Raw genomic sequence first — 24,494 nt, forward strand, 5'->3', positions numbered from 1 at the left:
ATATCAGGATAAATTAATTTTTATTTTGCTCGCTTGTAGCTTCTTTAGCCTGAGCCTCTTGCTCTGCTTTTTCTTTATCAGCTTGAGCTTTCTGTTCTAGTTGTTGTTTTTCGTTTAAATATTCAGTTTGATTCAACTTCATTTTGATATTTACTTCCAACTCTTTAGTCGGTTGCGAGTTTAAAGCAACTTTATAAGCATCAACAGCCTCGGCATATCGAGTCATTTTTACCAATACATCACCTCGAATATCATTAACAACTGGCGCCCAACTTTCCTCTGTGACATTATTTAAAGAATTTAAACTCTGTTCATATTGCCCTTGTTGGTATTGCAAGCGCGCAATTCGAATACTAATAATAGATTTAATTGGTTCTGCTTTATTTTTTTTCAATCCATCAACTAATAGTTCTTGTGCTCCAGAATAATCCTTTAATACTTCAACATAAAATTGTGCCGCACGGAGATTAGCAAACACACTATAAATTGAATTATTTTCTTTAGCAAAAGCGACTAATTCATTAACTGAATCAGTTTTAGTATCATCTAACTTTGCAACTAATTGTTCATATTTATCAGACGCGTCTATCATTTTTTGGTTTTGATAAGATTGCCAATAACGCCAACCCCAAAAAGCTAATAATCCGATAATAATAACAGCAACAATAATTTTCCAAGTTTTAGCAAGAAACTCTTTTATCTCGGCAAATTGTTCTTCACTCGATAATTGATGACTCACGTTTTTCTCCTGTTTCCTTTACTTTACACTAAAGCCAAACAAGTTTGAACAACCTCTTTTTGTGCTACTTCAACTTGTTCGCCTGTTTGTAAATTTTTGATCGTTACTGATTGGTTAGTTATTTCATTTTCCCCAATAATAACCGCTATTTTAGCACCTAATTTATCGGCTTTGGCAAATTGTTTCTTAAAGTTACTCGAACCATAATTTGTTACAATGCGTTTATCTGGTAAACCATCACGTAATTGTTCAGCAACACATTGTGCTGAAGAAATGGTTTTTTCATCACCTGATGAGATCATGTAAACATCAATCGAGTTATCACGATTTAATGATGGATTAACCGCCTGAACTAATAAAACCAATCGTTCAACACCCATTGCAAAACCAACTGCTGATGTTGACTGCCCTCCCAATTGACTAACTAGCCCATCATAACGACCACCACCACATACAGTGCCTTGTGCCCCTAAACTGTTGGTAACCCATTCAAAAACTGTACGATTATAATAATCTAAACCTCGAACTAATCGTTGATTAATATTATATTTTATACCAGCATTATCTAATAAGCGACATAATCCATCAAAGTGCTCTTTCGATTCATCATCTAAATAATCAAATAGTTTTGGAGCCTGATTAAGTAGTTCTTGAACCACAGAATTCTTTGAATCAAGTACACGTAGTGGATTAGTATACATTCTACGTACACAATCTTCATCCAATTTATCTTTGTGCTGTTCAAGAAAACTTACTAAAGCATTACGATAATTAGCTCTTGCATCTAATGAGCCAATAGAATTGAGTTCAAGTGTGGTATGCTTTTCAATACCTAAAGCTTTCCAAAAACGGGCTGTTAATAAGATAAGTTCTGCATCAATGTTCGGACCTTCAAGCCCAAACACTTCTACACCAAATTGATGAAATTGGCGATAACGGCCTTTTTGTGGTTTTTCATAACGAAACGCTGGTCCTAAATACCAAAGCCGTTGTTCTTGATTATAAAACAGACCGTGTTCAATTCCGGCCCTAACACAACCCGCAGTAATTTCTGGGCGTAAAGTAATACTTTCATCGTTACGATCGTTAAAAGTATACATTTCCTTTTCAACGATATCTGTTACTTCACCTACCGCACGTTTAAATAATGCAGTATCTTCAACAATGGGGGTTCTGATTTCGTTATAACCATAACTATTTAATACATTTTTGACTATTTTTTCAATCAGTTGCCAACTAGCACTTTCTGTTGGCAGTAAATCGTTCATTCCCCGTATAGATTGGATTTTTTTATCTGTCATTCGTTTATTCACTATTTAATAAAATTATAATTCAGTCGTTGCAATTCGGTTTTTCAACATTAAAGCTTTAGCACGAATTTTAGCCTCTAACTCATCAATCATCTTTTCGTTATCAATCCGACCAATTCGCACTCCGTCTTCATAAAAACCACTTTTGTTATGTCCACCAGCAACTCCCATTGTAGAGGCTAAAGCTTCGCCTGGACCATTTACAACACAACCAATAATGGATACATCCATTGGCGTAATAATATCTTCTAAGCGTTGTTCTAAAGTATTTACCGTACTAATCACATCAAATTCTTGACGTGAACAAGTAGGGCAAGCAATAAAATTAATACCACGAGATCGAATCCGTAACGATTTTAAAATATCAAATCCAACTTTCACTTCTTCGGTTGGTTCCGCTGCTAAAGATACTCGTAAGGTATCACCAATCCCTTCAGATAATAACAACCCTAACCCTATTGCAGATTTAATTGCTCCACTACGAACACCACCAGCTTCAGTAATTCCTAAATGTAAAGGTTGTTTAATCTGCTTGGCTAATAATCGATAAGCATCAACTGCGGTAAAAACATCTGACGCTTTAACACTAACTTTAAACTGATCAAAATCAAACCGTTCAAGTATATCAACATGGCGCATGGCCGATTCCACAATTGCTTGTGGCGTCGGCTCACCATATTTTTCTTGAATATCTTTTTCTAGCGATCCTGAATTAACACCAATTCTAATCGGAATATTTTTATCTTTAGCACAATCAACTACAGAACGAATTCTCGATTCGTTACCAATATTGCCAGGATTAATTCTTAAACAATCCACACCATATTCTGCAACTTTTAAAGCTATACGATAATCAAAATGAATATCTGCAATTAGTGGTACTTTTACTTGTTGCTTAATAAATTTGAAGGCTTCCGCAGCATCCATTGTTGGGATTGAAACGCGAACTATATCCACTCCAACTCGTTCAAGAGCTTGGATCTGAGCCACTGTTTTTTCAACATCCGTTGTTCGAGTATTCGTCATAGATTGAACTGCAATTGGAGCTCCGCCACCAATAGGCACATCACCGACATAAATTCGGGTTGACTCTCGCCTTATAATTGGTGAATCTTGATGACTCATAACGCGCCTAACTATATCATAAAATAACTAGCCAGCGATCTTAACAATATTTGAGACAAATGTCTGTATCAGAATAATAAAATTTGTTAACTATTAATATGATTGGATGACGGGGAAATATAATGACTAACTTCAACTAAATTACTTTTACTTTCTTTATTTATGCAATACATTGTTACACCAAGAGCACCAATAAGAATAATCAAACAGATAAGTAATAATTTTATTCCTCGTCTCCTTTTTTGATAATTGGGAATATGATTCTTTACTTGGTAAGACTTATATTGTTGGGTTAAAGCATTTATAAAAGGTTGATATTCTTCTGCCGATAACCCTATAATTTCAGCATAAGAACGAATATAACCTTTTATAAAAACAAGTGGAGTATCAATATCGATTATTTTATCATTTTCAATATCAGCTACTACTGTTTTACGCACATGGAGTTTACCGGCAATATCGTCTTGAGTTAGCCCTTTTTGTTCCCTCAAATTAGATAGCATCATTCCCAATGAAATATTGTCCATTATCCCCTCATGATTTATTTTTGTAGTAAACTAATTTCATTTTTGCATATTTTCACAATTAATCAATTTTTTTCGCAGTAAACTATTAAGTTAGCCTATCTATCTCGTTTTGTGCTGCGACTAATTGTAATTCTTATTCATCTTTTTCAGTATTTCAAACACAATTGCATAAACCATAGCAATTGTGTGTTCAAATAATCCAACTTATTTTTCTTAGTCGCTAAAATATTTGTAAAAAATAATCCGCCATATTGGGAATACAACAACATTATTCCCAACATAGCTACTATATATGACTAAATAGACAAAATATTTTTCACTTATTAATTCCAAATCAGCAAGCAATAATATTTTTTACCACGGCGTAATAATGTATAGCGATTAAAAAGTTTATCATTATCTGAAAAACGATAATCTATTGTAGAGTTGCGTTCACCATTAATTGAGATTGCATTTGATTCGATCATGGTTCTTGCTTGTCCTCTAGATGGTGCGAACGCTGCATTAACAATCGCTTGTTGTAAATCCACATCATTTGCCACTGCCAATGTTGGCATACCATCTTGAGCTAATTGAGCAAAGTCATCCTCAGATAAATCACTTAACTTCCCTGAGAATAAACTTTCTGTAATGCGTTTAGCGGCTGTTAATCCTTCCTCACCATGCACTAGACGAGTTACTTGTTCTGCAAGAACATATTGTGCCCGCGGAGCCACGCCACTACTTTTATCTTCGTCTTCCAACGCATCGATTTCACTTAATGGCATAAATGTAAAGAATTTTAGGAATCGATAGACATCTGTATCAGCAGTATTAATCCAAAACTGATAGAATTTATATGGGCTGGTCTTTTTCGGATCAAGCCATACCGCACCACTTTCTGTTTTCCCAAATTTGGTACCATCAGATTTAGTAATTAGCGGAACGGTTAAACCATAAACTTGTTTTTGATGTAAGCGACGAGTTAAATCTATACCTGCAGTAATGTTTCCCCATTGATCGGAACCACCAATTTGTAAAATCACATTATGTGATTTATTTAAGCACGCAAAATCATAAGACTGTAATAAACTATACGAAAATTCAGTAAACGAAATACCAACATCATCACGATCAATTCGTTGTTTAACTGATTCTTTGTTAATCATGGCATTTACTGAAAAATATTTACCAATATCTCGTAAAAAAGTGAGTACATTCATACCACCAAACCAATCATAATTATTGGCGACAATAGCAGCATTATCGCCACAATTAAAATCTAGAAATGGCGAAACTTGTTGTTTAATTTTTTCACTCCATTCCACAACAGTTTGTTCGGTATTTAATTTACGCTCAACTGCTTTAAAACTTGGATCACCTATTAAACCAGTTGCACCACCTACTAAGGCTACAGGTTTATGACCTGCTAATTGAAAACGCTTTAAACAAAGTAATGGGACTAAATGACCAAGATGCAAACTATCTGCAGTTGGATCAAAACCACAATAAAGTGCAATAGGATTTTGTTCAATCAACTCTATTAGAGTTTTTTCATCGGTAAGCTGAGCAATCAATCCACGTTCTTGAAGTTGTTTGATCACATTTTTTGTCATGATATTTACCTATTAAATTTTGTTTCGTTTATATTCTATTTTTATTAGATTCATTCAGTTTTAGTATGATAGCGTTTATACGCTTGTTTAAAATGATCTGCTACTATTTCATTCGGTTTTTTGCTACATAAGCTAAAAATAATTATTGCTGCTGAAGCCAATAAAAAACCGGGAATAAGTGAATAAATATTAAACCATTTAAAATTAATCCAAAGCAACACCGTTATGGCACCAGTTATCATGCCTGCTAGCGCACCATTTCGCGTCATACGTGACCAGAAAACTGAAAAAACAACAATAGGACCAAATGCTGCACCAAATCCAGCCCAAGCATGACTAACTAAATCAAGTACACTATTGTTTGGATTGATTGCTAATAAAATGGCCACGACTGAAACAAGCAATACCATTATACGACCAACCCAAACGAGTTCTCTTTGCTTTGCTTTAGGCCTAATAAAAGCACGATAAAAATCCTCGGTTAAAGCACTTGAACAAACAAGTAACTGACAACTTAAAGTACTCATTACCGCTGCTAAAATAGCTGCCAATAAAATACCAGCAATCCAAGGATTAAAAAGTAATTTAGATAATTCAATAAAAATACGTTCATGCTTACTATTATCAATTAAATAAGCTAAATCAGGATGATTAGCAAAAAAAGCGATACCAAAAAAACCGACGGTAATAGCACCCAATAAGCATAAAATCATCCAAGTCATACTAATGCGACGGGCATTTTTCATTACTTCATGAGAGTCGGCAGCCATAAATCTAGCTAAAATGTGTGGTTGACCAAAATAACCAAGCCCCCAACCTAATAATGAAATAATGGCAATAAAATCCATATGTGCAAATATATTGGTATAATCTGGATTCAAAGATTCAATGTTCGCCAATGCTCCAGTGAATCCTCCTGAATTAATCATTACCATAATTGGAGTTAAAATAAGGGCAAACATCATTAAACTCGCTTGAATAGTGTCTGTCCAACTAACCGCTAAAAAACCACCTATAAAAGTATAAGCAATAGTAGCCCCTGCACCAGCTAACATTGCCCAACCATAACTCATACCAAAAGTACTTTCAAATAGTTTTGCACCAGCAACTACCCCAGAGGCACAATAAATAGTAAAAAAAATTAAAATAATAACCGCAGATATAATGCGTAATAATGAACTTTTATCGTCAAAACGACGAGCAAAATAATCAGGTAAGGTTAATGAATTATGATTGATTTCAGTAAAAACTCGCAAACGTCCAGCAATTAGTAACCAATTTAAGTAGGCACCAATAATTAGGCCAATTGCAATCCAACTTTGAGAAATACCAAATAGAAAAACTGCGCCAGGCAACCCCATCAATAACCAACCACTCATATCTGAAGCCCCTGCTGAAAGCGCAGTTACAACACTACCAATGCGACGCCCACCCAAAATATAATCGCCAAAGTTCTGCGTTGCACGAAACGCAAAAAAGCCAATCGCAATCATGCCTAAAATGTACACAGCAAAAGTGACAATCATTGGTAATGACATAAAATTATAAAATCCTATTTATAAATTTAAAAAATTAGTCGGTAAGCTTATCATAAAAACAGCATGCTAAAAAGCAGGTGATGTCGTCTGGTAACAGAAAAAACATTAAAGATAAAAATGATATTTTATAATGTCACTTGATTTATTAATTTCAACTATTATAAAAATGCCTTTTAATTTACATAAACTCAATAAATAAAGTATATAATAACCAGCATCAATTTTTTAATTAGAAATATTTTGTGAAACAAGTAACTCGAATTCAAATTTTAGCTCGTTTAAAAGATCATATTAAAGATCCAACAACTGAACTTGTCTATACAACCCCTTTCGAGTTGCTTATTGCGGTAGTACTTTCTGCTCAAGCAACTGATGTTAGTGTTAATAAAGCAACCAAACCACTATTTGCTGTTGCCAATACTGCTGAAAAAATTCTAGATCTTGGCGTTGATAAATTAAAAAACTACATTCGTACAATTGGGCTTTATAATAGTAAGGCCGTAAATATTATTAAAACTTGTCAAATATTAGTGAATAAATATCAAGGTGAAGTGCCAGAGAATTTTGAATCGCTTATTGAACTTCCTGGTGTCGGAAGGAAAACCGCTAATGTTGTTTTAAATACTGCTTATGGTTGGCCAACAATTGCTGTTGATACACATATTTTTCGAGTCAGTAACCGAACTGGATTTGCTCCTGGAAAAACTGTGGAAGATGTTGAAAAAAAGTTACTTAAAGTGGTTCCTAATGAATATAAATTAAATTGCCACCACTGGTTAATTTTGCATGGGCGTTATACCTGTATTGCAAGAAAACCAAGGTGTGGTTCTTGTGTTATCGAAGATTTATGTGAATTCAAACATAAAATCTACCCAGAGTGAAAAAATCAATGTCAGAGAAATTTAAATTAAGCCATGATGAAATAAACTTGTTTAAAAATAGTATTGGTAATACCAAAAAACTAAAACAAGATACCGTTATTCATAAACCGATAAAACGTACACCACAATCAATAGCAATTCAAAAACAACAACATGAAAAGATTAACACTGAATTCTATTTTTCTGATGATTATCACCCATTATTACAAGAAGATCCGATTCGGTATAGTCGCGAAGATGCTGACCCCAATGAAATAAAAAAATTGCGACGTGGTTTTTATGATCCAGAATTCTTCTTGGATTTACATGGACTAACACTTGCCGAAGCAAAAAAAGAAATATCTGCTCTTATTGCTGCGTGTCTACAAGAAAGAGCACATTGTGCTTGTATTATGTATGGACATGGCAAAAATATACTAAAAAAGCAAACACCAATGTGGTTAGCACAACACCCACAAATTATTTGCTTCCATCAAGCGCCTAAAGAATTCGGCGGTAGTGCTGCATTACTTGTTCTATTTGATATCAGTAATGAACTAGCTAATAATCCTTAGTCTTAACCATGAATATTTGATGATAAATTATGGCTATTACTTTAGCAAAAATAAAATAATTATATTATAAAAACAAAAAAGCCAGCTTAGTTATACTAGGCTGGCAAACATTGGAAGCAATGTGAGCAATGTCATACTTTCTTAGAAGCAATTAAGCTTGCTAACAAAGTACGAAATAATGATAATCATTCTCATCATTAAAAGCAAGCGTTTTTTTGATATTTTTCAAAAAAGACTAAAATTTTTTTTCTAACTCAATGACTTTGAAAAATAGGATTTGAATTGTAGAAATGAAAATACTAGAATTGAGCAGGGAATATCCCTGCATTTAAAAAATAACTTAATTAGTTTCAGTTATATTAAAGAGAATATATCATAATAATTATTTTTGATAAATAATTTCTACTCCATCTTCATCAGTTTCATCCCAATCATCAAAATCATCATCTTCATCATTAAGTACACCATCTATGGCTTTTTGATGATAATCATCCCACATAAATTCTACTTTTTCGGATGATAATTCTTCTTGTTCGGTTTCACGAGGATGAGCGTTTATATATTCCATCAAATCCCAACATAATGTTTTAAGTCCAGCTTGATTAACGGCTGAAATAACATAATATTTATCCTGCCAATCAAGAGCTGCAGCTATTTCGGCTGCACGTTTAGCACTTTCTTCCGAACCTAGCACATCCATTTTATTAAAAACTAACCACCTTGGTTTATTGGCTAATTTCTCACTATATTGATGAAGTTCTTTAATAATCACTTTGGCATTTTCGATTGGATCCGAACCATCAATTGGCGCAATATCGATTAAATGCACCAATACTCGGCAACGCTCAAGATGTTTTAAAAAACGAATCCCTAGCCCTGCACCATCTGATGCCCCTTCAATCAAACCTGGTATATCAGCGACCACAAAACTTTGCGCATTATCCATTCTTACTACACCCAAACTGGGTACTAAGGTTGTAAACGGGTAATCTGCAACTTTTGGTTTAGCTGCTGAAACAGAGCGAATAAAAGTTGATTTGCCTGCATTTGGTAAACCTAACATCCCCACATCAGCAAGCAATAATAATTCCAACAGTACATCACGCTTTTCGCCTGGTGTTCCATCTGTTTTTTGTCTTGGAGCTCTATTTACCGATGATTTAAAACGTGCATTACCAAGTCCATGAAATCCACCTTTAGCTACAAGCACTTTTTGTTGGTGATGAGTTAAATCTCCAATAATTTCGCCAGTATATTTATCAGAGATTCTTGTTCCGACAGGAACTTTAACCGTAATATCTCGCCCTCTTTTACCGGTACAATCAGATCCTTGTCCATTCTGACCACGTTCCGCTCGATAATTTTTTTCAAATTGAAAATCTACCAGAGTATTTAAATTTTCATCAGCGATAAAAAACACATCACCGCCATCACCACCGTCACCACCATCCGGGCCACCTTTTGGTATATATTTTTCACGACGAAACCCGACACAACCATTGCCGCCATCACCAGCTTCGACTCGGATTGAAGCTTCATCAACAAATTTCATTATTTTTCCTCTTTTTTTCGGTTAATCAGCCAACCTTTTCTTGGGTGCCATATTTGGTGTCCAATTGTGGCAAACATAGCACCAGCAACAACAGACACCGCGCCAATATAACCTAATATATTCAAATATTGCATAGCAAATTTTTCTGGCCAAATTAATGCAAATAAATCTGAAAAAATCAATGCAAACAATGGAGTTAGTGTAGTTAATGCACTCACCTGAGCAGCTTGCCACCTTTCCATTGCCATCACTAATGCACCATAAGCTATAATAGTATTTAATCCACAGAATATTATTGCAAATAATTGTGTAGAATCTGCTTTAGCTATCTCACTTGGAGAAGCAAATGGCCATAAAAAAATAGTACAAATAAGATAAATTAACCACAGTAATTGTTCTGCTCTTAATTTACGTAATAATACTTTTTGCGCTAGTGCATAACAAGCCCAAGAAACTGAAGCTAATAATCCAAGCCAAACACCAATAGCATATGAAGACATATTAGTAAAAAGATCGGCAAAATTTTTATTAAAAAATAAAACTAACCCTATAAGTAATACTACAATGCCGATAATCTGTGTTGGTCGAAGCTTTTCTTTAAATACAAATGCACTTGAAATCATAAATACAACAATACCCATTTGCCCGATAACTTGAGCTGTTGTTGCGGATAGATACTGTACGGCACTGGCAAATAATGCAAAATTACCTAATAACCCAAATCCAGCAATCATCAATAAGATAAAACGACGGCGTTTTTTAAAAATAGCAAAGTTAGGAAACTGTTTTTTATAGGCTAACCAGATAGTAATACCAATCGCTGACAGTCCAAGACGGGACCATGCTAATGTTAACGGGTCTATAACAACTAGTGCATATTTCATTGCAATTGGCACGATTCCCCACATAACTGCAGTTAACATAGCTAATGCAAAACCTAATTTAACATTTTGTTGTTTTATCATAATGAATAAATTTATGTAAATTTCAAGAAATGAAAAAAGCCCCACAATGATTGTGAGGCTTTTGAAACTGTCAAACCGTATTAATATTAACTGTTAGCAACTACACTAACATAACGACGGTTTTTAGGACCTTTAACTTCAAATTTAACTTGTCCATCAATTAAAGCAAATAAGGTATGATCACGACCACAACCTACGTTAGTGCCTGGATGAAACTGGGTTCCACGTTGACGGACTAAAATATTACCAGCAAGAACTTCTTGACTACCATAACGTTTTACACCTAAACGTTTACTCTGGGAATCACGACCATTACGTGATGAACCACCAGCCTTCTTATGTGCCATTGTTCGATACTCCTATTAAGCGATTGCAGTGATCTTCACATCAGTAAACCACTGACGGTGACCTTGTTGTTTACGATAGTGTTTACGACGACGAAATTTAACAATTTTCACTTTGTCACCACGACCGTGTTCAACAATTTCTGCTTTAATTGTTGCACCTTCAACAAACGGAGCACCAACTTTGATGTCTTCACCATTTGCTACCATTAAAACTTTATCGAAAACAACTTCACCACCAGTTTCGACTTCAATTTTTTCCAAGCGAACGACTTGTCCTTCGCTAACTCGGTGTTGTTTACCACCACTTTGGAAAACTGCGTACATACTTAACTCCGCAATAAAAAGCAGACGATCACTTATTTAACAAATATGTCTGCATTGATTAATCATATAGGGCGTGAATTTTACGCAAAAATAGAGTTGGTTGCAAGTGCTCTTTAGTAAAAGATCGTAAAAAGTTATAAAAAAGATCTGCGTGATACTATTTTCACGTTAAAATAATTATCAACTATTATCAATTTTAACTATTTTATGGTGATTTCCTGTTGGGTATCAATATGCCGAAAAAAAAAGTTAACAAAAACGCATCCATTATCAATCGTTTAACCTTATTAATGTTTTTTTTAGGAACTCTTGCTTTAGTAGCCCTATCGATGTCAATACAAATAGCTAATGATACTAAAGGTAGTGCATATATGATTAATCAATTAGGTTTACTGAGAATGAAAAACTACCAAATTTTAGCAACGGTTCCATTAAATCAAAAAGATAATTACCGATTAAATCTCTTTACAGACATACCTTCTTCTGAACAATATTTAGCTCTGTTTAAACGTTATGATTTGCTTGATGAGTATAACCAATTACAAGATGAATGGACAAATCAAATTGTACTTAAAATACAACACGCACAAAAGATTGACGATATCAAAAATGATATTGAATCCTATGTTAATCGCATTAATCATTTAGTGCATAAGATCGATCAAAAAACAGAGAGTCAAATTCAATCTATTTCTCGCTTGCAACAATTATTTATTGCCATAATTGTACTTTTTCTAATTATCCAAATCTATTATTTACGTTGTTATCTTCTTGCTCCATGGCGAAAACTTATTGATATGGCTAATGCTATTTCACAACATGATTTTAGTAAACGTTTTAATATTAGATCTAAAAAAAATGAGTTTGATCTTTTAGGACAAGCTTTCAATAAAATGTCCGAACAAATAGAGTCTCAATATTTAATATTAGAAGAACTGGTTGCTGAAAAAACCGCTGCATTACAACAAACCAACAAGATTGTTTCATTTCAGTATCAAGCAACTAAACAATTGCATACTCCTGAGCCATTATGTGAACGTTTTTTAATAATTTTGCGTGAATTAGAAGAGTTAGTACCATTAACTCAATTTCAAATTCGTTTTTATGAATCTGATGATCTCGAACATTACCAACAAATTAGCTATGATAACCAACAAAAACTACCTTACTGCCAGAACCCAAAATGTAATGCTTGTTTGATCTCATCTAAACCACATAAAAAAAACAGTTTTCAACGCTATTGGTATCTTCAAGATAATGGCGAAAAGTATGGGATTTTATTTGCTATTCAACCTACTGATATAGTACTTAGTAATGAACAGGAAAATTTAATTACTGGACTTATTGAACAGATGACTACCGCCATGATGCTAGACAGGCAAATAGAACAACAAAAACAATATTTACTAATGAAAGAGCGTTCAGCTATGGCTAGGGAATTACATGATTCGATAGCCCAGTCACTATCGTGTTTAAAAATACATATTAGCTGTTTACAGATGCAAGCTGATCTAACTTCACAAAATAGCATTGATCTACTTACAACTATGCGCAAAGAAGTTAATATTACCTATTCACAATTAAGAGAACTGATTACTTCTTTCCGTTTACGACTTAACCAAACGGGTTTTTATGCTAGTTTAATTGAATTAATTGAAGAGTTTAATCAGAAATTACAATTTAATATTCACTTAGAATATTTATTGCCATTGAATATTATCAATAGTAAATATGCATTTCATTTATTACAGTTTATTCGTGAAGCACTAAACAATATTTATAAACATGCTCAGGCTTCGCAAGCGAAGATAAGTTTAACAATTGATGACAATCAAATTATTTATATCTGCATTGAAGATAATGGTATTGGTTTACCAAATAATATAAAGCAAGATAATCATTATGGACTGATTATTATGCGTGACCGAGTTGAGATACTTAATGGCAATTTAACGATTAATAGCCAACCCCATCAAGGGACACAAATTATGGTAACATTTAAAGCGAATAAGACTATTCCTTTTAAGATAATAGAAGAGTAATACATGGAACAATTAAATAGTTCAATACTGCTTATTGATGATCACCCTATGTTAAGAAATGGTGTTAAACAATTAATTAATACCTTAAGTCATTTTGAAATTGTCGGTGAGACAGGCTCTGGTCTTGAAGGAGTAAAATTAGCTGAAAAACTCGATCCTGATATTATTTTGCTCGATATTAATATGTCTGATGTAAGCGGGTTAGAAATTTTACGATATTTGCGGGAACAAAATATTTCAAGCCGTATCATCATGTTTACGGTATCAGATGCTAAAGAAGATATTATTGCAGCCTTAAAAATGGGTGCAGATGGTTATTTACTCAAAGACATGGAACCCGAAGATTTTTTAAAAGCGCTAAAAAATATTTCAATGGGTAAAGTCATCATGGATGATGCTATTTCGCATATTATTCTCAATTATATGCGACAAGGTGGCGAGCCGACGACAAAACAGATCCATGATGTTAATTTGTTGACACCTCGAGAAAATGAAATTTTCAATCTATTAGTAAAAGGATTATCCAATAAATTGATTGCTAAAAATTTAGATATTGTAGAAAGCACAGTAAAAGTACATATCAAAAGCATTTTTAAGAAACTTAATTTTAAATCACGTATGGAAATGACAATATGGTATTTACAAAATAAAGAGTAATCATTATTGTAATGATACAGGTAAATAATAGGATTATTTACCTAATAATATTAATGTTGAGAAAACCAATTCAACTTTTCTCTTAGCGCTACAACTGGACCAATAATGATTAAACTTGGGCTACAAGCTTGTATAGAGAGTTGGGTTAAATTATTTAATACGCCATAGATGACTTTCTGTTTAGTCGTGGTACCATCTTCAACAATGGCTACAGGTGTATTAATATCCATACCATGCTTAATTAATTGTTTTCCAATATTTTCTGCTTGTGAAAGCCCCATATAAAACACCAAAGTTTGTTTTTCAGCAGCTAAACTTTGCCAATCAAGATGACTACCATCTTTCAAATGACCAGTTACTAAACGGACACTATGCGCATAATTCCGATGTGTTAACGGTATGCCACTATAGGCAGAACATCCCGAAGCAGCGGTAATCCCCGGTACAACTGAAAAAGGAATATCTGCATTAAATAGAGTTTCAAGTTCTTCGCCCCCACGACCAAAAATAAAAGGATCTCCTCCTTTTAAACGCACCACACGTTTACCTTTTTTAGCCTGCTCTAATAGTATTTGATTAATTTGTTCTTGTGGCACGCAGTGAAATCCTGGACGTTTTCCAACAAATATACGTTGAGCGTCACGACGAGCTAGATTCATAATTTCATCGGACACTAATCTATCATAGACAATAATATCCGCTTGTTGGATCTGTTGTAGCCCTTTTAAGGTTAATAGTCCTGCATCACCCGGCCCAGCACCGACTAAAATGACTTCTCCACGATAATCAAGTGAGGTATCAAATAATTCATTCGTTAATCTTTCGACATGCTCAAAATCTTTATTTGCCAGCGCTTGAGCTAACCTATCATGCGCAAACAATTTTTCCCAAAATCGACGGCGCTCAGCTATCGTTTTGTAAGTAGTTTTTACTTTATTACGCAGATAACCTGCGTATTTAGCTAATTGCCCTAAATGTTGAGGTAAAATTGATTCTAATTTTTCACGTAATAACCGAGCTAAAACAGGCGCATGACCTTCCGATGACACAGCGACCATAATTGGAGAACGATCAATAATTGATGGCATAATGAAACTTGCATCTTTCGGGGAATCAACCACATTACAAAAAACACAACGACTTTCGGCAGCAATACTCACTTTTTGGTTAGTTTCTTGGCAATCTGTAGCCGCAATGACTAACCATTTTTTATTGAGTAATTCAGCACTAAATTCATCTTGAATTAAAACTAATTTTTTCTGGGCATTCCAACTCATGAATTGTTCGTTAAATGTTTGTGCATTAACCGTAAGTTTGGCACCTGCCTCAAGTAATAGTCGAGCTTTACGCTCAGCTATTTCACCACCACCAACTAATAAGCATTCACGATTTTCTAACTTACAAAATAAAGGTAAATAATCCATAGTACCTCAAAATAGAAGATTATTTGTAAAATGTTCAGTGCTAACTCTGTTTTAAATATATAACCTTATTGTTTATTTTATTTTTGTACCACTTTATTTGAGCAAACATAAACTTCAATAAAAACAAAACATAATCTTAATTTTTTTGACTGATATTTTCATATTAAATGTAATGGTCAATTCCATTTTTAACTACCGTTTTAGCATAAATATGTAAAACCTGAATATAACGTAATTATCAAGAATACCCCCGTTAGTACAGTTAGTTTTTATTTAAGGTTTCATTGACTAATATTAAACAAAAGTTGTCATAGATAATTTATATTTTTATAAGTGGTAGATTGCTATATACAATGTACTAACAATCACCACTATTTCTTATTTTTAAGATCGTAATAACATATCCCTATATGATAAATTTATGGTCTTTCGGATTTGGGTGTACTATACCAATAGCCCAACCCCATAAATGCTACGCCCGATACAATATTACCCAATGATACCCATAGTAGGTTGTGACCAATACCGAGTAATGTGTAGGCTTCACCATGTTGACCAAACCAAGACAAAGCAAATAAGGTCATATTAGCAACCGAATGTTCATACCCACACGCAATAAAAGCAAGCAAACACCACCAAATAGCAATAAATTTTGCACTTCCTTCTACCCTGTTAGCCATCCAAATTGCTAAACAAACTAACCAATTACATAAGATCCCTCTGAAGAATAATGCAGATGCTGAAGCTGATGTTTTAGCTAAAGCGGCATTATGTACTAAACTTGTATCCGTTGAGAGTAAAGGTGTTGCAGCATAAAAGTACAATGCTGCGACTAGAATTGAACCTAACAAGTTACCTAACCAAGTTTGCGGTAATATTAACCACATCTGAAGATGCGTAATTTTTTTACATTTCACACCAAAAGTTAAAAACATGGTATGTCCAGTAAATAATTCAGATCCGGCAATAACCACTAATGTTAACGCAATACCGAAAGTCGCTCCCATAACTAAAGGTCTTATAGAAGAATCAAGAAGATTTCCTAAAGTGAAAATTAAGATAATACCTAACCCCACATATGCTCCAGCCATAGCAGAACTTAGCCAAAATCCACAAGGATTCGTTTTTGCTAAACGAACAATACGCGCTGCATTAGTTGCGCACTTATTAATAGTTTCAGTATACATAAATAGTTAACCTTTATAATTTACTGTTAATGTGATTTTACTTGGACAAATCCATCGCCATTAACTTTCACTTCATAATGTGCAACAGAGTGTTGTTCATCTTCCAAACAAAGACCATCTTTTAAACGAAAACGTTGTTTCTTTAGAGGGCTTGCAACCCATAACTGATTTTCATGTTGGCTGATAATGCCACGAGATAAAACACTCGCTTTGGCAAACGGATCAATATTACTAATAGCATATAGTTCACCATTGTTATAAGGACGAAAAATAGCAACATGATCATTCCCTACCAGTGCACACACACCTGTTTCGGGCAGAATATCATCAAGTTTGCAAACCGTTACCCATTGGCTCATATTATTCTCCTAACATTTACTTGACGCTCTGCTTCTGTAGCTGGACGATGTTGATCTCGTTCAGTTACGAATTGAATATTTTCATCACGTTTATCACTGTTAATGAAATGAGCGAATCGTCGTTGATTTTCAGAATTTTCAACAGTCTCCGACCATTCACATACCATTAATTTACGTAAACGCGTCATTTCACTTTCCAACTCTTCATTAATACCTAACTTGTTATCAATAATTACGCTACGTAAATATTCCATTCCACCTTCTAGATTTTCAAGCCAGACAGAGGTTCGTTGTAATTTATCTGCGGTGCGAATATAGAAAATAATAAAACGATCTATGTATTGAATTAATGTATTTTTATCCAAATCTGCTGCTAATAAATCTGCATGTCGAGGTTTCATTCCACCATTACCACATACATAAAGATTCCAACCTTTTTCAGTCGCGATAATGCCAATATCTTTACCTTGAGCTTCAGCGCATTCACGAGTACAACCTGATACACCTAATTTGAATTTATGTGGTGCACGAATACCTTTATAACGATTCTCCAAATCAATACCCAAGCCAACACTATCACCCACACCATATCGACACCAAGTACTACCGACACACGTTTTAGCCATTCTTAAAGCCTTAGCATAAGCATGACCACTTTCAAATCCAGCAGCGATGAGTTCTTTCCAAATAGCAGGGAGATCATCTTTTTGCGCGCCAAATAGACCAATACGTTGTGAACCAGTAATTTTAGAATAGAGGTGATATTTTTTAGCAATGTTACCAACAGCAATTAATCCTTCAGGCGTGATTTCACCACCAGCACTTCTTGGAATGACAGAGTAAGTGCCGTTTTTTTGGATATTCCCTAAGAAAATATCATTGCTATCTTGTAATGGAATTAAATCTTGTTTAAGAACATACTCATTCCAACAAGATGCTAATAAAGAAGCGACTATGGGCTTACAAATCTCACATCCATAGCCATTACCATGTTTTTTAATGACTTCATCAAATGACCTTAAACCTTCAAAACGAATTAGGTGATATAATTCCTGACGGGAATATTTAAAATGTTCACATAATGCATGACTTACTTCAATGCCTTGTTTTTTCAACTCTAAATTAAGAATTTGTGTCACTAATGGGATACAACCACCACACCCTGTCCCCGCTTTTGTTTCTGCTTTAATTGCAGCTACAGTATGGCATCCGGCTTTTATTGCATTAATAATCTTCTCTTTACTTACATCAAAACAAGAACAGATTTGTGCCGAATCAGGAAGTGCTTCAACACCCATTGCAGGTTTAGCTCCTGCATGAGACGGAAGTATTAATGTATCAGGATGCTCTGGTAACTCCATATTATTAAGAATTAATTGTAACAAGTTACTATAGTCTGTAGTGTCACCAACTAATACTGCACCCAATAATAGTTTATTATCATTAGACACCACTAATTTTTTATAGACAGGTGCATTTTCATCTAAATAAACATAACTCCGACTACCAGTTGTTTTAGCTTTAGCATCACCGATACTACCTACATCCACTCCCATAAGTTTCAATTTGGCGCTCATATCTGCACCCGCAAATTGAATTTTTTCACCAATTAAGTGGCCTAATGCAACTTGAGCCATTTTATAACCAGGTGCAACTAAGCCAAAAACCTTACCTTGCCAACAAGCACATTCACCGATAGCATAAATATCTGGATCAGATGTTTGACAATAATCATTAATTACAATTCCACCACGATCACCGATTTTGAGTTCACATTCTTTTGCTAATTTATCATTAGGTCTAATACCTGTTGAAAACACGATAAAATCGATTTCGAGCGAAGAACCATCAGCAAATTGCATGACTTTACCCTTCGGCATGTGAATGATTTCTTGGGTATTTTTACTGGTATGAACTTTAACATCCATCTCTTCGATTTTTCGACGTAATTGCTCACCACCCATAGTATCGAGTTGTTCTGCCATCAAGACTGGAGCAAATTCAACCACATGTGTTTCTATACCCAAATTTTTCATGGCACCAGCAGCTTCGAGACCCAATAATCCGCCACCAACAACAACCCCTTTTTTACAATGGCTAGCACATTCCCTTATGGCATTAAGATCTTCGATAGTACGATAAACGAAACAGTCTGAGCCATTACTACCTTTGATAGGCGGAACCCAAGGATGAGAACCAGTTGCAATAATCAATTTATTATAGGCGACAATTCGACCTGTCTGCGAATGTACCTCTTTACGTTGGCGATTGATTAAGATTGCACGTTCACCCAATAAGATATTGATATTGTTTTCTTCGTATAGTCCTTCACGTACCAAAGAAAGAGCTTCGGCAGTATGATCGGAAAAATAAGAAGAAAGGTGTACTCTATCGTAGGCAAGACGTGGTTCTTCACAAAAGATAGTAATATTGAACTGGTCGGATTGCATTTTATCAATTAGTTCTTCAATAAAACGATGTCCAACCATCCCATTACCAATAATAACGAGATTGGTTTTACTCATAACAAACTCCAATTCTATTTTATTCAATTATTTTATTTTTATTCTGTCTCCATTGTATGAAACTTTGTACAGAATATAATTACCCTCAAGGGTTACCACTTTAGTGGTAATTAATTTTGCATATAGAATCAATTGGTTATGAATATAATTGAAATTTTTTCATGAAAATATAGTTAATATAATAACGAAAAAAAGCATCATTAAGATTTATCTTTTAAAAGAATAAGAACTATTTATATGGAATGTTATCTGTAACTAATAATTTAATAATTATTATAAATAAAAATTAATAATACCAATCGTTAAAAATCATCACTAAAAATATTGCAATTTATTATTAGATTAGTATAATTAGCCGACTAAATAAATTAGGTGATGATCATTGAATTATAATTCTAGAAAGCTTCCTTCTCGTGAAACCTTAGCACGAGCACAAAGACTTAATGATGACATAGTGGATGTTTCAGGCGTCGATTTAGTACTTAGCTTGATAACTACCGCCGATTTAATTCGTTCAAATATATATGCTCAACTGGCTAAAGATTATGATGTATCTGAAGGTAAGTTTGCCTTATTAATGTCATTATTCTCTGAAGGAGAAACCTGTGCTGGTGATCTGGCCTTACGCTTAGGTGTAACAGCTGCTACAGTATCAGTAATGGTTAAACGAATGCTAGTTGCTAAAGAACCTTTAATCTCAATGTCAAAAAATGACGAAGATGGTCGGTCGCGTTTGATAGCTTTAACCCCTGCGGGCGTACATCTTATTCAAAATGCATTACCTAACCACCTAAAATCGATTCGTGCTTTTGCTCAGGTTTTAAACCGCCAAGAACAAGAATCTTTAATATTAATGTTACGTAAATTATTACGAAAATAATTAACTTTTTAAAATTTAAGTGGTTATATTTACTTTAATATTTAGCTGACTAAATAAAATGGAAAAATAAGCTATATTATGATTATGAAAAAAAATATTAAAATCCCAGCCATATTTTTATTATTACTAACCTTCGGATCTTTTCTGATTTATTTTGGTTCAAGAAATGATGCAGTTTCGGTAGCTAAAAGTATCAAATCCGGAGTATTAACCGCTGATGAAGTTAATGTAGCATTTGAAAATGTTGGTGGGAGGGTAATTAAGCGGTTTGTACAAGAATCAGAATTTGTAAAAAAAGGGGATCCTTTAATGCAACTTGATGATATTGATACAAAAATTGCCATAGAACGCCTTCAAGCACTTGTTGATAGCCAACAAGCTTCAGTTAATCAAGAACAAGCAGCTATCACAATTGCAGAAAACGATACAGATTTAACTGAATTATCAACTTGGCGAAAAATAGAAGAAGTTCAAGCTAATTTAGAGGCAGCCAGATCTGCTCGAGATTTAGCAAGTACTGAATTTGATCGGCATAGCCAATTACGTAAAACCGGTGGTACTTCACAATCACAATTAGATAGCACTCGTAATACTTTCATTGCAACTAAAATGCAAGTAGTGCAGATTGAAAGTCAATTAGCAACATTGATGATAGGCGCTACAAAAGAACAAATTAAACAGTTTCAGCAAACTAAAGATGCAACAGGCATGACTTTACAAGCGATTACTATTGCTAGAGATAAAATCAAAAATCGTCAAAATCAATTAGCGCAATTACGTGGGCAATTAAATCAATCTGAAGCCGAGTTAAAGCAATTACAAGTTAACTACAAACGACTCACTTTAGTTGCTCCTGAGAGTGGTAAAGTATTAAAGATTATGTATGAAGATGGTGAGGTAGTACCAAATGGAGCACCTGCAGTATTATTAGAAACCGATCGTAAATATGTGGATATTTATGTCAATGAAAACATGGTCAAAGATTATCAACCAGGAACATCTGTAACAGCTAATGCCATTGCACTTGACAAAAAAGTCAAAGGAATTATTCGTTTTGCTACAGCAGCTCCTTCCTTTGCTGATCTAAGAATGACACGAGAACGAGGCCAAGCTGATCTAACTTCTTATCAAGTTAGAATTTATATAGAATCTATTCCACAATTATTAACCGGAATGACACTTGAGGTTGATGATGCAAAACATCATTAAATCGATTTTTGAAGAACTTGATGCAATGTTATCAGGCCATTTTATACCTTATTATAAGGTATCGATTGGTTTAGCAACTATCATTGCACTAATATTTTCATTAGTTTTAAGTCATGGAGCTGTTTTTGAAGGGAAAATTGCTGTTATTGATCTAGATGGTTCTAAATATTCTACAGAATTAATTAGCAAAATTAATACTTCTCCTTACATTGAAGTATCAGAGGTTCTTAGAGCACCAGTAAATCCAATACCTTTGGTCTCGCATGATCGCAATTTAGGTGTGTTATATATTCCTAAAGGTTTGGAAAAAAGCTTAAAAAAGGGAGATCAAACAGTTCGCTTAGGTTATTTTGCTGATGATACCAATGATGCACAAAATGCTAAAGTATTACAGAGTCTTAATGAATATATACCCGAATTAGGTGTTGAAATAAGTATTAACCAAGTAGCGGCGTTAGGATTAGGTAAAGATAGTACCGAAGCAGTCTTGTCGCCAATGCAACTCAAAACTAGGTATATGTTTAACCCAGCTAGTGCTTCAACTATCTCAACAATTATTTATTTTGTTTATTTTTTCTCGTCATTAACTTATGGTCTAACTTCATTGATGATAATAGGTCGCTTAAAAGTAACCGGAATGTGGAATATTGCATTAGAAAGGGGGCCATTAGCTTTATTAGCCAGAACAATTCCGTATGCATTATTTTACACTACCGCATTAACCTTAATCACTGCTGTATTAGTTATTTTTGGACAATTGCGCTTTGATGGGAACTATTTTGCTTACTTACCCAGTGTGTTTATGACCGGATTAGCATTTGGCTGGTTAGGACTATTACTTTCATGGAATACTAACAATCCAGGAGAAGGTGCTAGCCGGATGATATTTTTAGTACCGCCTGGATTCATCATGGGTGGATCCACTATGGCCGTAGGGATTATGCCAATTTGGACTTACTATGTTAGTCACGCATTTCCTTTAGTTTGGTTATTTCGTTTCTTCCGTGACTTTGCCATGCGAGGACGCTCACTCATAGATATGTTAGCTACTTATGGAGCATTTATCATCTATTTAACTATAATCGCTTTTGTTGTAATGATGTTTGTTAATAAAATGAAGAAATCAGCTAATTTATAAAATAATTAGGACTTAGCTGATTTTTTTGTGACAGTTTAAAAAGTAAAATTTGGTTTAACTTATATATATAAAATATATAACATATATTTTAATATTATTTTTTTAAAACAACCAATTCATTATCTGAATTTTTTACTAAACATAATTCATTAAAAGTACGAATATATAATTCGACTTCATGGTTAATTAAATTAGGTATATTAACACCAATTACTTGGCAATTAGCATTAAACGCAGACTCAATGCCAGCTACAGAATCCTCAAAAACAATACATTGCTCAGTTTGTAGTCCAAAAGATTTTACTCCTTGTAAATAACCATCTGGTGCAGGTTTAGTATTCATGACCATTTCTCCAGTAATAAATACTTGTGGAATAGGTACTTTGAGTAAATTAAATCGAGACATTGCTACCGGTCTTGTACCAGATGTGACAATCCCCCAAGGTATATTAAGTAAGGATAATTGTCGCAAAAAATCGCTTGCTCCAGAAATTTCATTAATTCCCATTAAATCATCAGATTCCAATCGTTCTAGCCAAAGAAATTCTTTCTTGATAAACTCTTCTGATTTATTAGGAAAAAAGTATCTAATATTATCAATTGCTTTGCGACCATGGATAGTATCTAAAACATATGAATGATTGAGTTTATGTCGTTGAGAAAATTTCAACCAACAGCGCTCAACTGCTGGCAATGAATTAACTAATGTTCCATCTAAATCAAAAAGAATTGCTTTGGCTTTCATATCACAATTTACCTGCGCTACCACAAATGCGTATTTTTTCTTCAACTATTTTTTTCATGGCTAATTTTGCTGGCTGCATATAATGTCGAGGATCATTCGCATCTGGATGCTCTATAAAATCTTGCTTTAACGCATCCGAAAAAGCAATTTTTAATTCTGTTGCCACATTAACTTTACAAATACCTAATGAAATGGCTTTTCTCACCATTGATTCAGGAATTCCTGATGCACCATGTAAAACTAGTGGAATATCAACTTTATTCCGTATTTTTTCTAAACGAATAAAATCAAGTTTTGGTTCGCCTTTATACAAACCATGAGCTGACCCTATGGCTACAGCTAATGAGTCAATACGAGTTCTTTCTACATACTCTTTAGCTGCATCTGGGTCAGTAAAAGCACTTTCTTTTTCATCGACAATTAAATCATCCTCTTGACCACCTAGTCGACCTAATTCAGCTTCAACACTTACATTATAAATATGACTAAAATCAACCATTTCTTTAACAATAGCAATATTTTTTTCAAATGGACAATGAGAAGAATCAATCATAATAGAACGAATCCCTGCTTCTATTTTAGTTTTAATATCGCTTATATTTTCATGATGATCCAAATGTAATGCAAAAGGGAAATGATGTGTTTCAGCTGCAGTTTTACAAATATTAATTAAATATTTTGTGCCTGCATAACTATAGGTTCCTGGTGTAGCAGCAAGAATAACTGGTGAATTCATTTCTTTAGCGGTATCAACAACAACTTGAATAGTTTCTAAATTGTGTATATTAAATGCAGGAACAGCGTAACATTCACGTTGAGCTTTTTTTAACATTTCTTGACTGGAAATAAGATACATAAGTAACTCCTAATT

General features: G+C 34.1%; 23 protein-coding genes. 7 read left to right on the plus strand and 16 right to left on the minus strand.

Going from position 1 to position 24,494, the window contains the following annotated elements; translation table 11 throughout:
- Positions 1–13 precede the first annotated feature (13 nt).
- From A9G12_RS11085 to putP, 6 genes are all read right to left on the minus strand, one after another.
- Positions 14–739 (minus strand): YfgM family protein, encoded by a 726-nt coding sequence (locus A9G12_RS11085; protein ID WP_065565913.1) that lies wholly within the window; start codon positions 737–739, stop codon positions 14–16.
- A gap of 23 nt (positions 740–762) precedes the next feature.
- Positions 763–2,040 (minus strand): histidine--tRNA ligase, encoded by a 1,278-nt coding sequence (gene hisS / locus A9G12_RS11090; protein WP_065565914.1) that lies wholly within the window; start codon positions 2,038–2,040, stop codon positions 763–765.
- Between the two features lie 24 nt (positions 2,041–2,064).
- The gene (gene ispG, locus A9G12_RS11095) at positions 2,065–3,174 is read right to left on the minus strand and encodes a flavodoxin-dependent (E)-4-hydroxy-3-methylbut-2-enyl-diphosphate synthase (protein WP_065565915.1); all 1,110 of its coding nucleotides are present in this window, start codon (positions 3,172–3,174) and stop codon (positions 2,065–2,067) included.
- 86 nt (positions 3,175–3,260) lie between these two features.
- Positions 3,261–3,701 carry a helix-turn-helix domain-containing protein gene (locus tag A9G12_RS11100; protein ID WP_065565916.1) on the minus strand — a complete coding sequence of 147 codons (441 nt, stop codon included), beginning with the start codon at positions 3,699–3,701 and terminating at the stop codon, positions 3,261–3,263.
- Between the two features lie 323 nt (positions 3,702–4,024).
- Positions 4,025–5,296, minus strand: a complete 1,272-nt coding sequence (tyrS, locus tag A9G12_RS11105) for a tyrosine--tRNA ligase (protein ID WP_218056641.1) — start codon at positions 5,294–5,296, stop codon at positions 4,025–4,027.
- Positions 5,297–5,346: 50 nt separating this feature from the next.
- Positions 5,347–6,834, minus strand: coding sequence for a sodium/proline symporter PutP (putP, locus tag A9G12_RS11110; protein ID WP_065565918.1), 1,488 nt, complete (start codon positions 6,832–6,834; stop codon positions 5,347–5,349).
- Between the two features lie 242 nt (positions 6,835–7,076).
- Between putP and nth the strand changes: the two genes are divergently transcribed.
- Both nth and smrB read left to right on the plus strand, forming a co-directional pair.
- Positions 7,077–7,715: an endonuclease III gene (nth, locus tag A9G12_RS11115; RefSeq protein ID WP_065565919.1), complete on the plus strand. Its 639-nt coding sequence runs from the start codon at positions 7,077–7,079 to the stop codon at positions 7,713–7,715.
- Between the two features lie 8 nt (positions 7,716–7,723).
- Positions 7,724–8,269: an endonuclease SmrB gene (gene smrB / locus A9G12_RS11120; RefSeq protein WP_065565920.1), complete on the plus strand. Its 546-nt coding sequence runs from the start codon at positions 7,724–7,726 to the stop codon at positions 8,267–8,269.
- A 382-nt stretch (positions 8,270–8,651) separates the two neighbouring features.
- Here smrB and cgtA read toward each other — a convergent pair whose 3' ends face one another.
- From cgtA to rplU, 4 genes are all read right to left on the minus strand, one after another.
- Entirely contained in the window at positions 8,652–9,821 is a 1,170-nt protein-coding gene (cgtA, locus tag A9G12_RS11125; RefSeq protein WP_065565921.1) for an Obg family GTPase CgtA, read from the minus strand.
- Positions 9,821–10,786, minus strand: a complete 966-nt coding sequence (locus A9G12_RS11130) for a DMT family transporter (protein ID WP_065566034.1) — start codon at positions 10,784–10,786, stop codon at positions 9,821–9,823. Before A9G12_RS11130 ends, cgtA begins: the two co-directional genes overlap by 1 nt.
- Before the next feature lie 86 nt (positions 10,787–10,872).
- A complete protein-coding gene (gene rpmA, locus A9G12_RS11135) occupies positions 10,873–11,133 on the minus strand; it encodes a 50S ribosomal protein L27 (protein WP_034915250.1) in 261 nt (86 codons plus the stop codon).
- Positions 11,134–11,148: 15 nt separating this feature from the next.
- Entirely contained in the window at positions 11,149–11,457 is a 309-nt protein-coding gene (gene rplU, locus A9G12_RS11140; RefSeq protein ID WP_065557274.1) for a 50S ribosomal protein L21, read from the minus strand.
- 233 nt (positions 11,458–11,690) lie between these two features.
- Between rplU and narX the strand changes: the two genes are divergently transcribed.
- Positions 11,691–13,499: a nitrate/nitrite two-component system sensor histidine kinase NarX gene (gene narX, locus A9G12_RS11145; protein ID WP_065565922.1), complete on the plus strand. Its 1,809-nt coding sequence runs from the start codon at positions 11,691–11,693 to the stop codon at positions 13,497–13,499.
- Positions 13,500–13,502: 3 nt separating this feature from the next.
- On the plus strand, positions 13,503–14,156 hold the full coding sequence (gene narL / locus A9G12_RS11150; RefSeq protein WP_065565923.1) for a two-component system response regulator NarL: 654 nt from the start codon (positions 13,503–13,505) through the stop codon (positions 14,154–14,156).
- Between the two features lie 50 nt (positions 14,157–14,206).
- Here the strand turns inward: narL and cysG are convergent, their stop codons facing one another.
- The 4 genes from cysG to nirB form a co-directional block, all read right to left on the minus strand.
- Positions 14,207–15,580: a siroheme synthase CysG gene (cysG, locus tag A9G12_RS11155; RefSeq protein WP_065565924.1), complete on the minus strand. Its 1,374-nt coding sequence runs from the start codon at positions 15,578–15,580 to the stop codon at positions 14,207–14,209.
- 419 nt (positions 15,581–15,999) lie between these two features.
- A complete protein-coding gene (gene nirC / locus A9G12_RS11160; protein WP_065565925.1) occupies positions 16,000–16,767 on the minus strand; it encodes a nitrite transporter NirC in 768 nt (255 codons plus the stop codon).
- A 26-nt stretch (positions 16,768–16,793) separates the two neighbouring features.
- Positions 16,794–17,126, minus strand: a complete 333-nt coding sequence (gene nirD, locus A9G12_RS11165; RefSeq protein WP_065565926.1) for a nitrite reductase small subunit NirD — start codon at positions 17,124–17,126, stop codon at positions 16,794–16,796.
- Positions 17,123–19,651: a nitrite reductase large subunit NirB gene (gene nirB / locus A9G12_RS11170; protein ID WP_065565927.1), complete on the minus strand. Its 2,529-nt coding sequence runs from the start codon at positions 19,649–19,651 to the stop codon at positions 17,123–17,125. Before nirB ends, nirD begins: the two co-directional genes overlap by 4 nt.
- A 382-nt stretch (positions 19,652–20,033) precedes the next feature.
- Between nirB and A9G12_RS11175 the strand changes: the two genes are divergently transcribed.
- From A9G12_RS11175 to A9G12_RS11185, 3 genes are all read left to right on the plus strand, one after another.
- Positions 20,034–20,531 carry a MarR family winged helix-turn-helix transcriptional regulator gene (locus tag A9G12_RS11175; RefSeq protein ID WP_065565928.1) on the plus strand — a complete coding sequence of 166 codons (498 nt, stop codon included), beginning with the start codon at positions 20,034–20,036 and terminating at the stop codon, positions 20,529–20,531.
- 84 nt (positions 20,532–20,615) lie between these two features.
- Positions 20,616–21,740, plus strand: a complete 1,125-nt coding sequence (locus A9G12_RS11180) for an HlyD family secretion protein (protein WP_081299762.1) — start codon at positions 20,616–20,618, stop codon at positions 21,738–21,740.
- A complete protein-coding gene (locus A9G12_RS11185; protein ID WP_065565930.1) occupies positions 21,724–22,878 on the plus strand; it encodes an ABC transporter permease in 1,155 nt (384 codons plus the stop codon). The genes A9G12_RS11180 and A9G12_RS11185 overlap by 17 nt, the downstream gene beginning before the upstream one ends.
- Before the next feature lie 94 nt (positions 22,879–22,972).
- Here the strand turns inward: A9G12_RS11185 and A9G12_RS11190 are convergent, their stop codons facing one another.
- Together A9G12_RS11190 and A9G12_RS11195 are read right to left on the minus strand one after the other, a co-directional pair.
- Positions 22,973–23,623, minus strand: a complete 651-nt coding sequence (locus tag A9G12_RS11190; protein WP_065565931.1) for an HAD-IA family hydrolase — start codon at positions 23,621–23,623, stop codon at positions 22,973–22,975.
- 1 nt (position 23,624) lies between these two features.
- Positions 23,625–24,479, minus strand: coding sequence for a tagatose bisphosphate family class II aldolase (locus A9G12_RS11195; protein WP_065565932.1), 855 nt, complete (start codon positions 24,477–24,479; stop codon positions 23,625–23,627).
- Between the last annotated feature and the right edge of the window lie 15 nt (positions 24,480–24,494).

The sequence above is a fragment of the Gilliamella sp. wkB112 genome, assembly GCF_001690685.1.
In the GTDB taxonomy this organism is placed as follows: Bacteria; Pseudomonadota; Gammaproteobacteria; order Enterobacterales; family Orbaceae; genus Gilliamella; species Gilliamella apicola_J.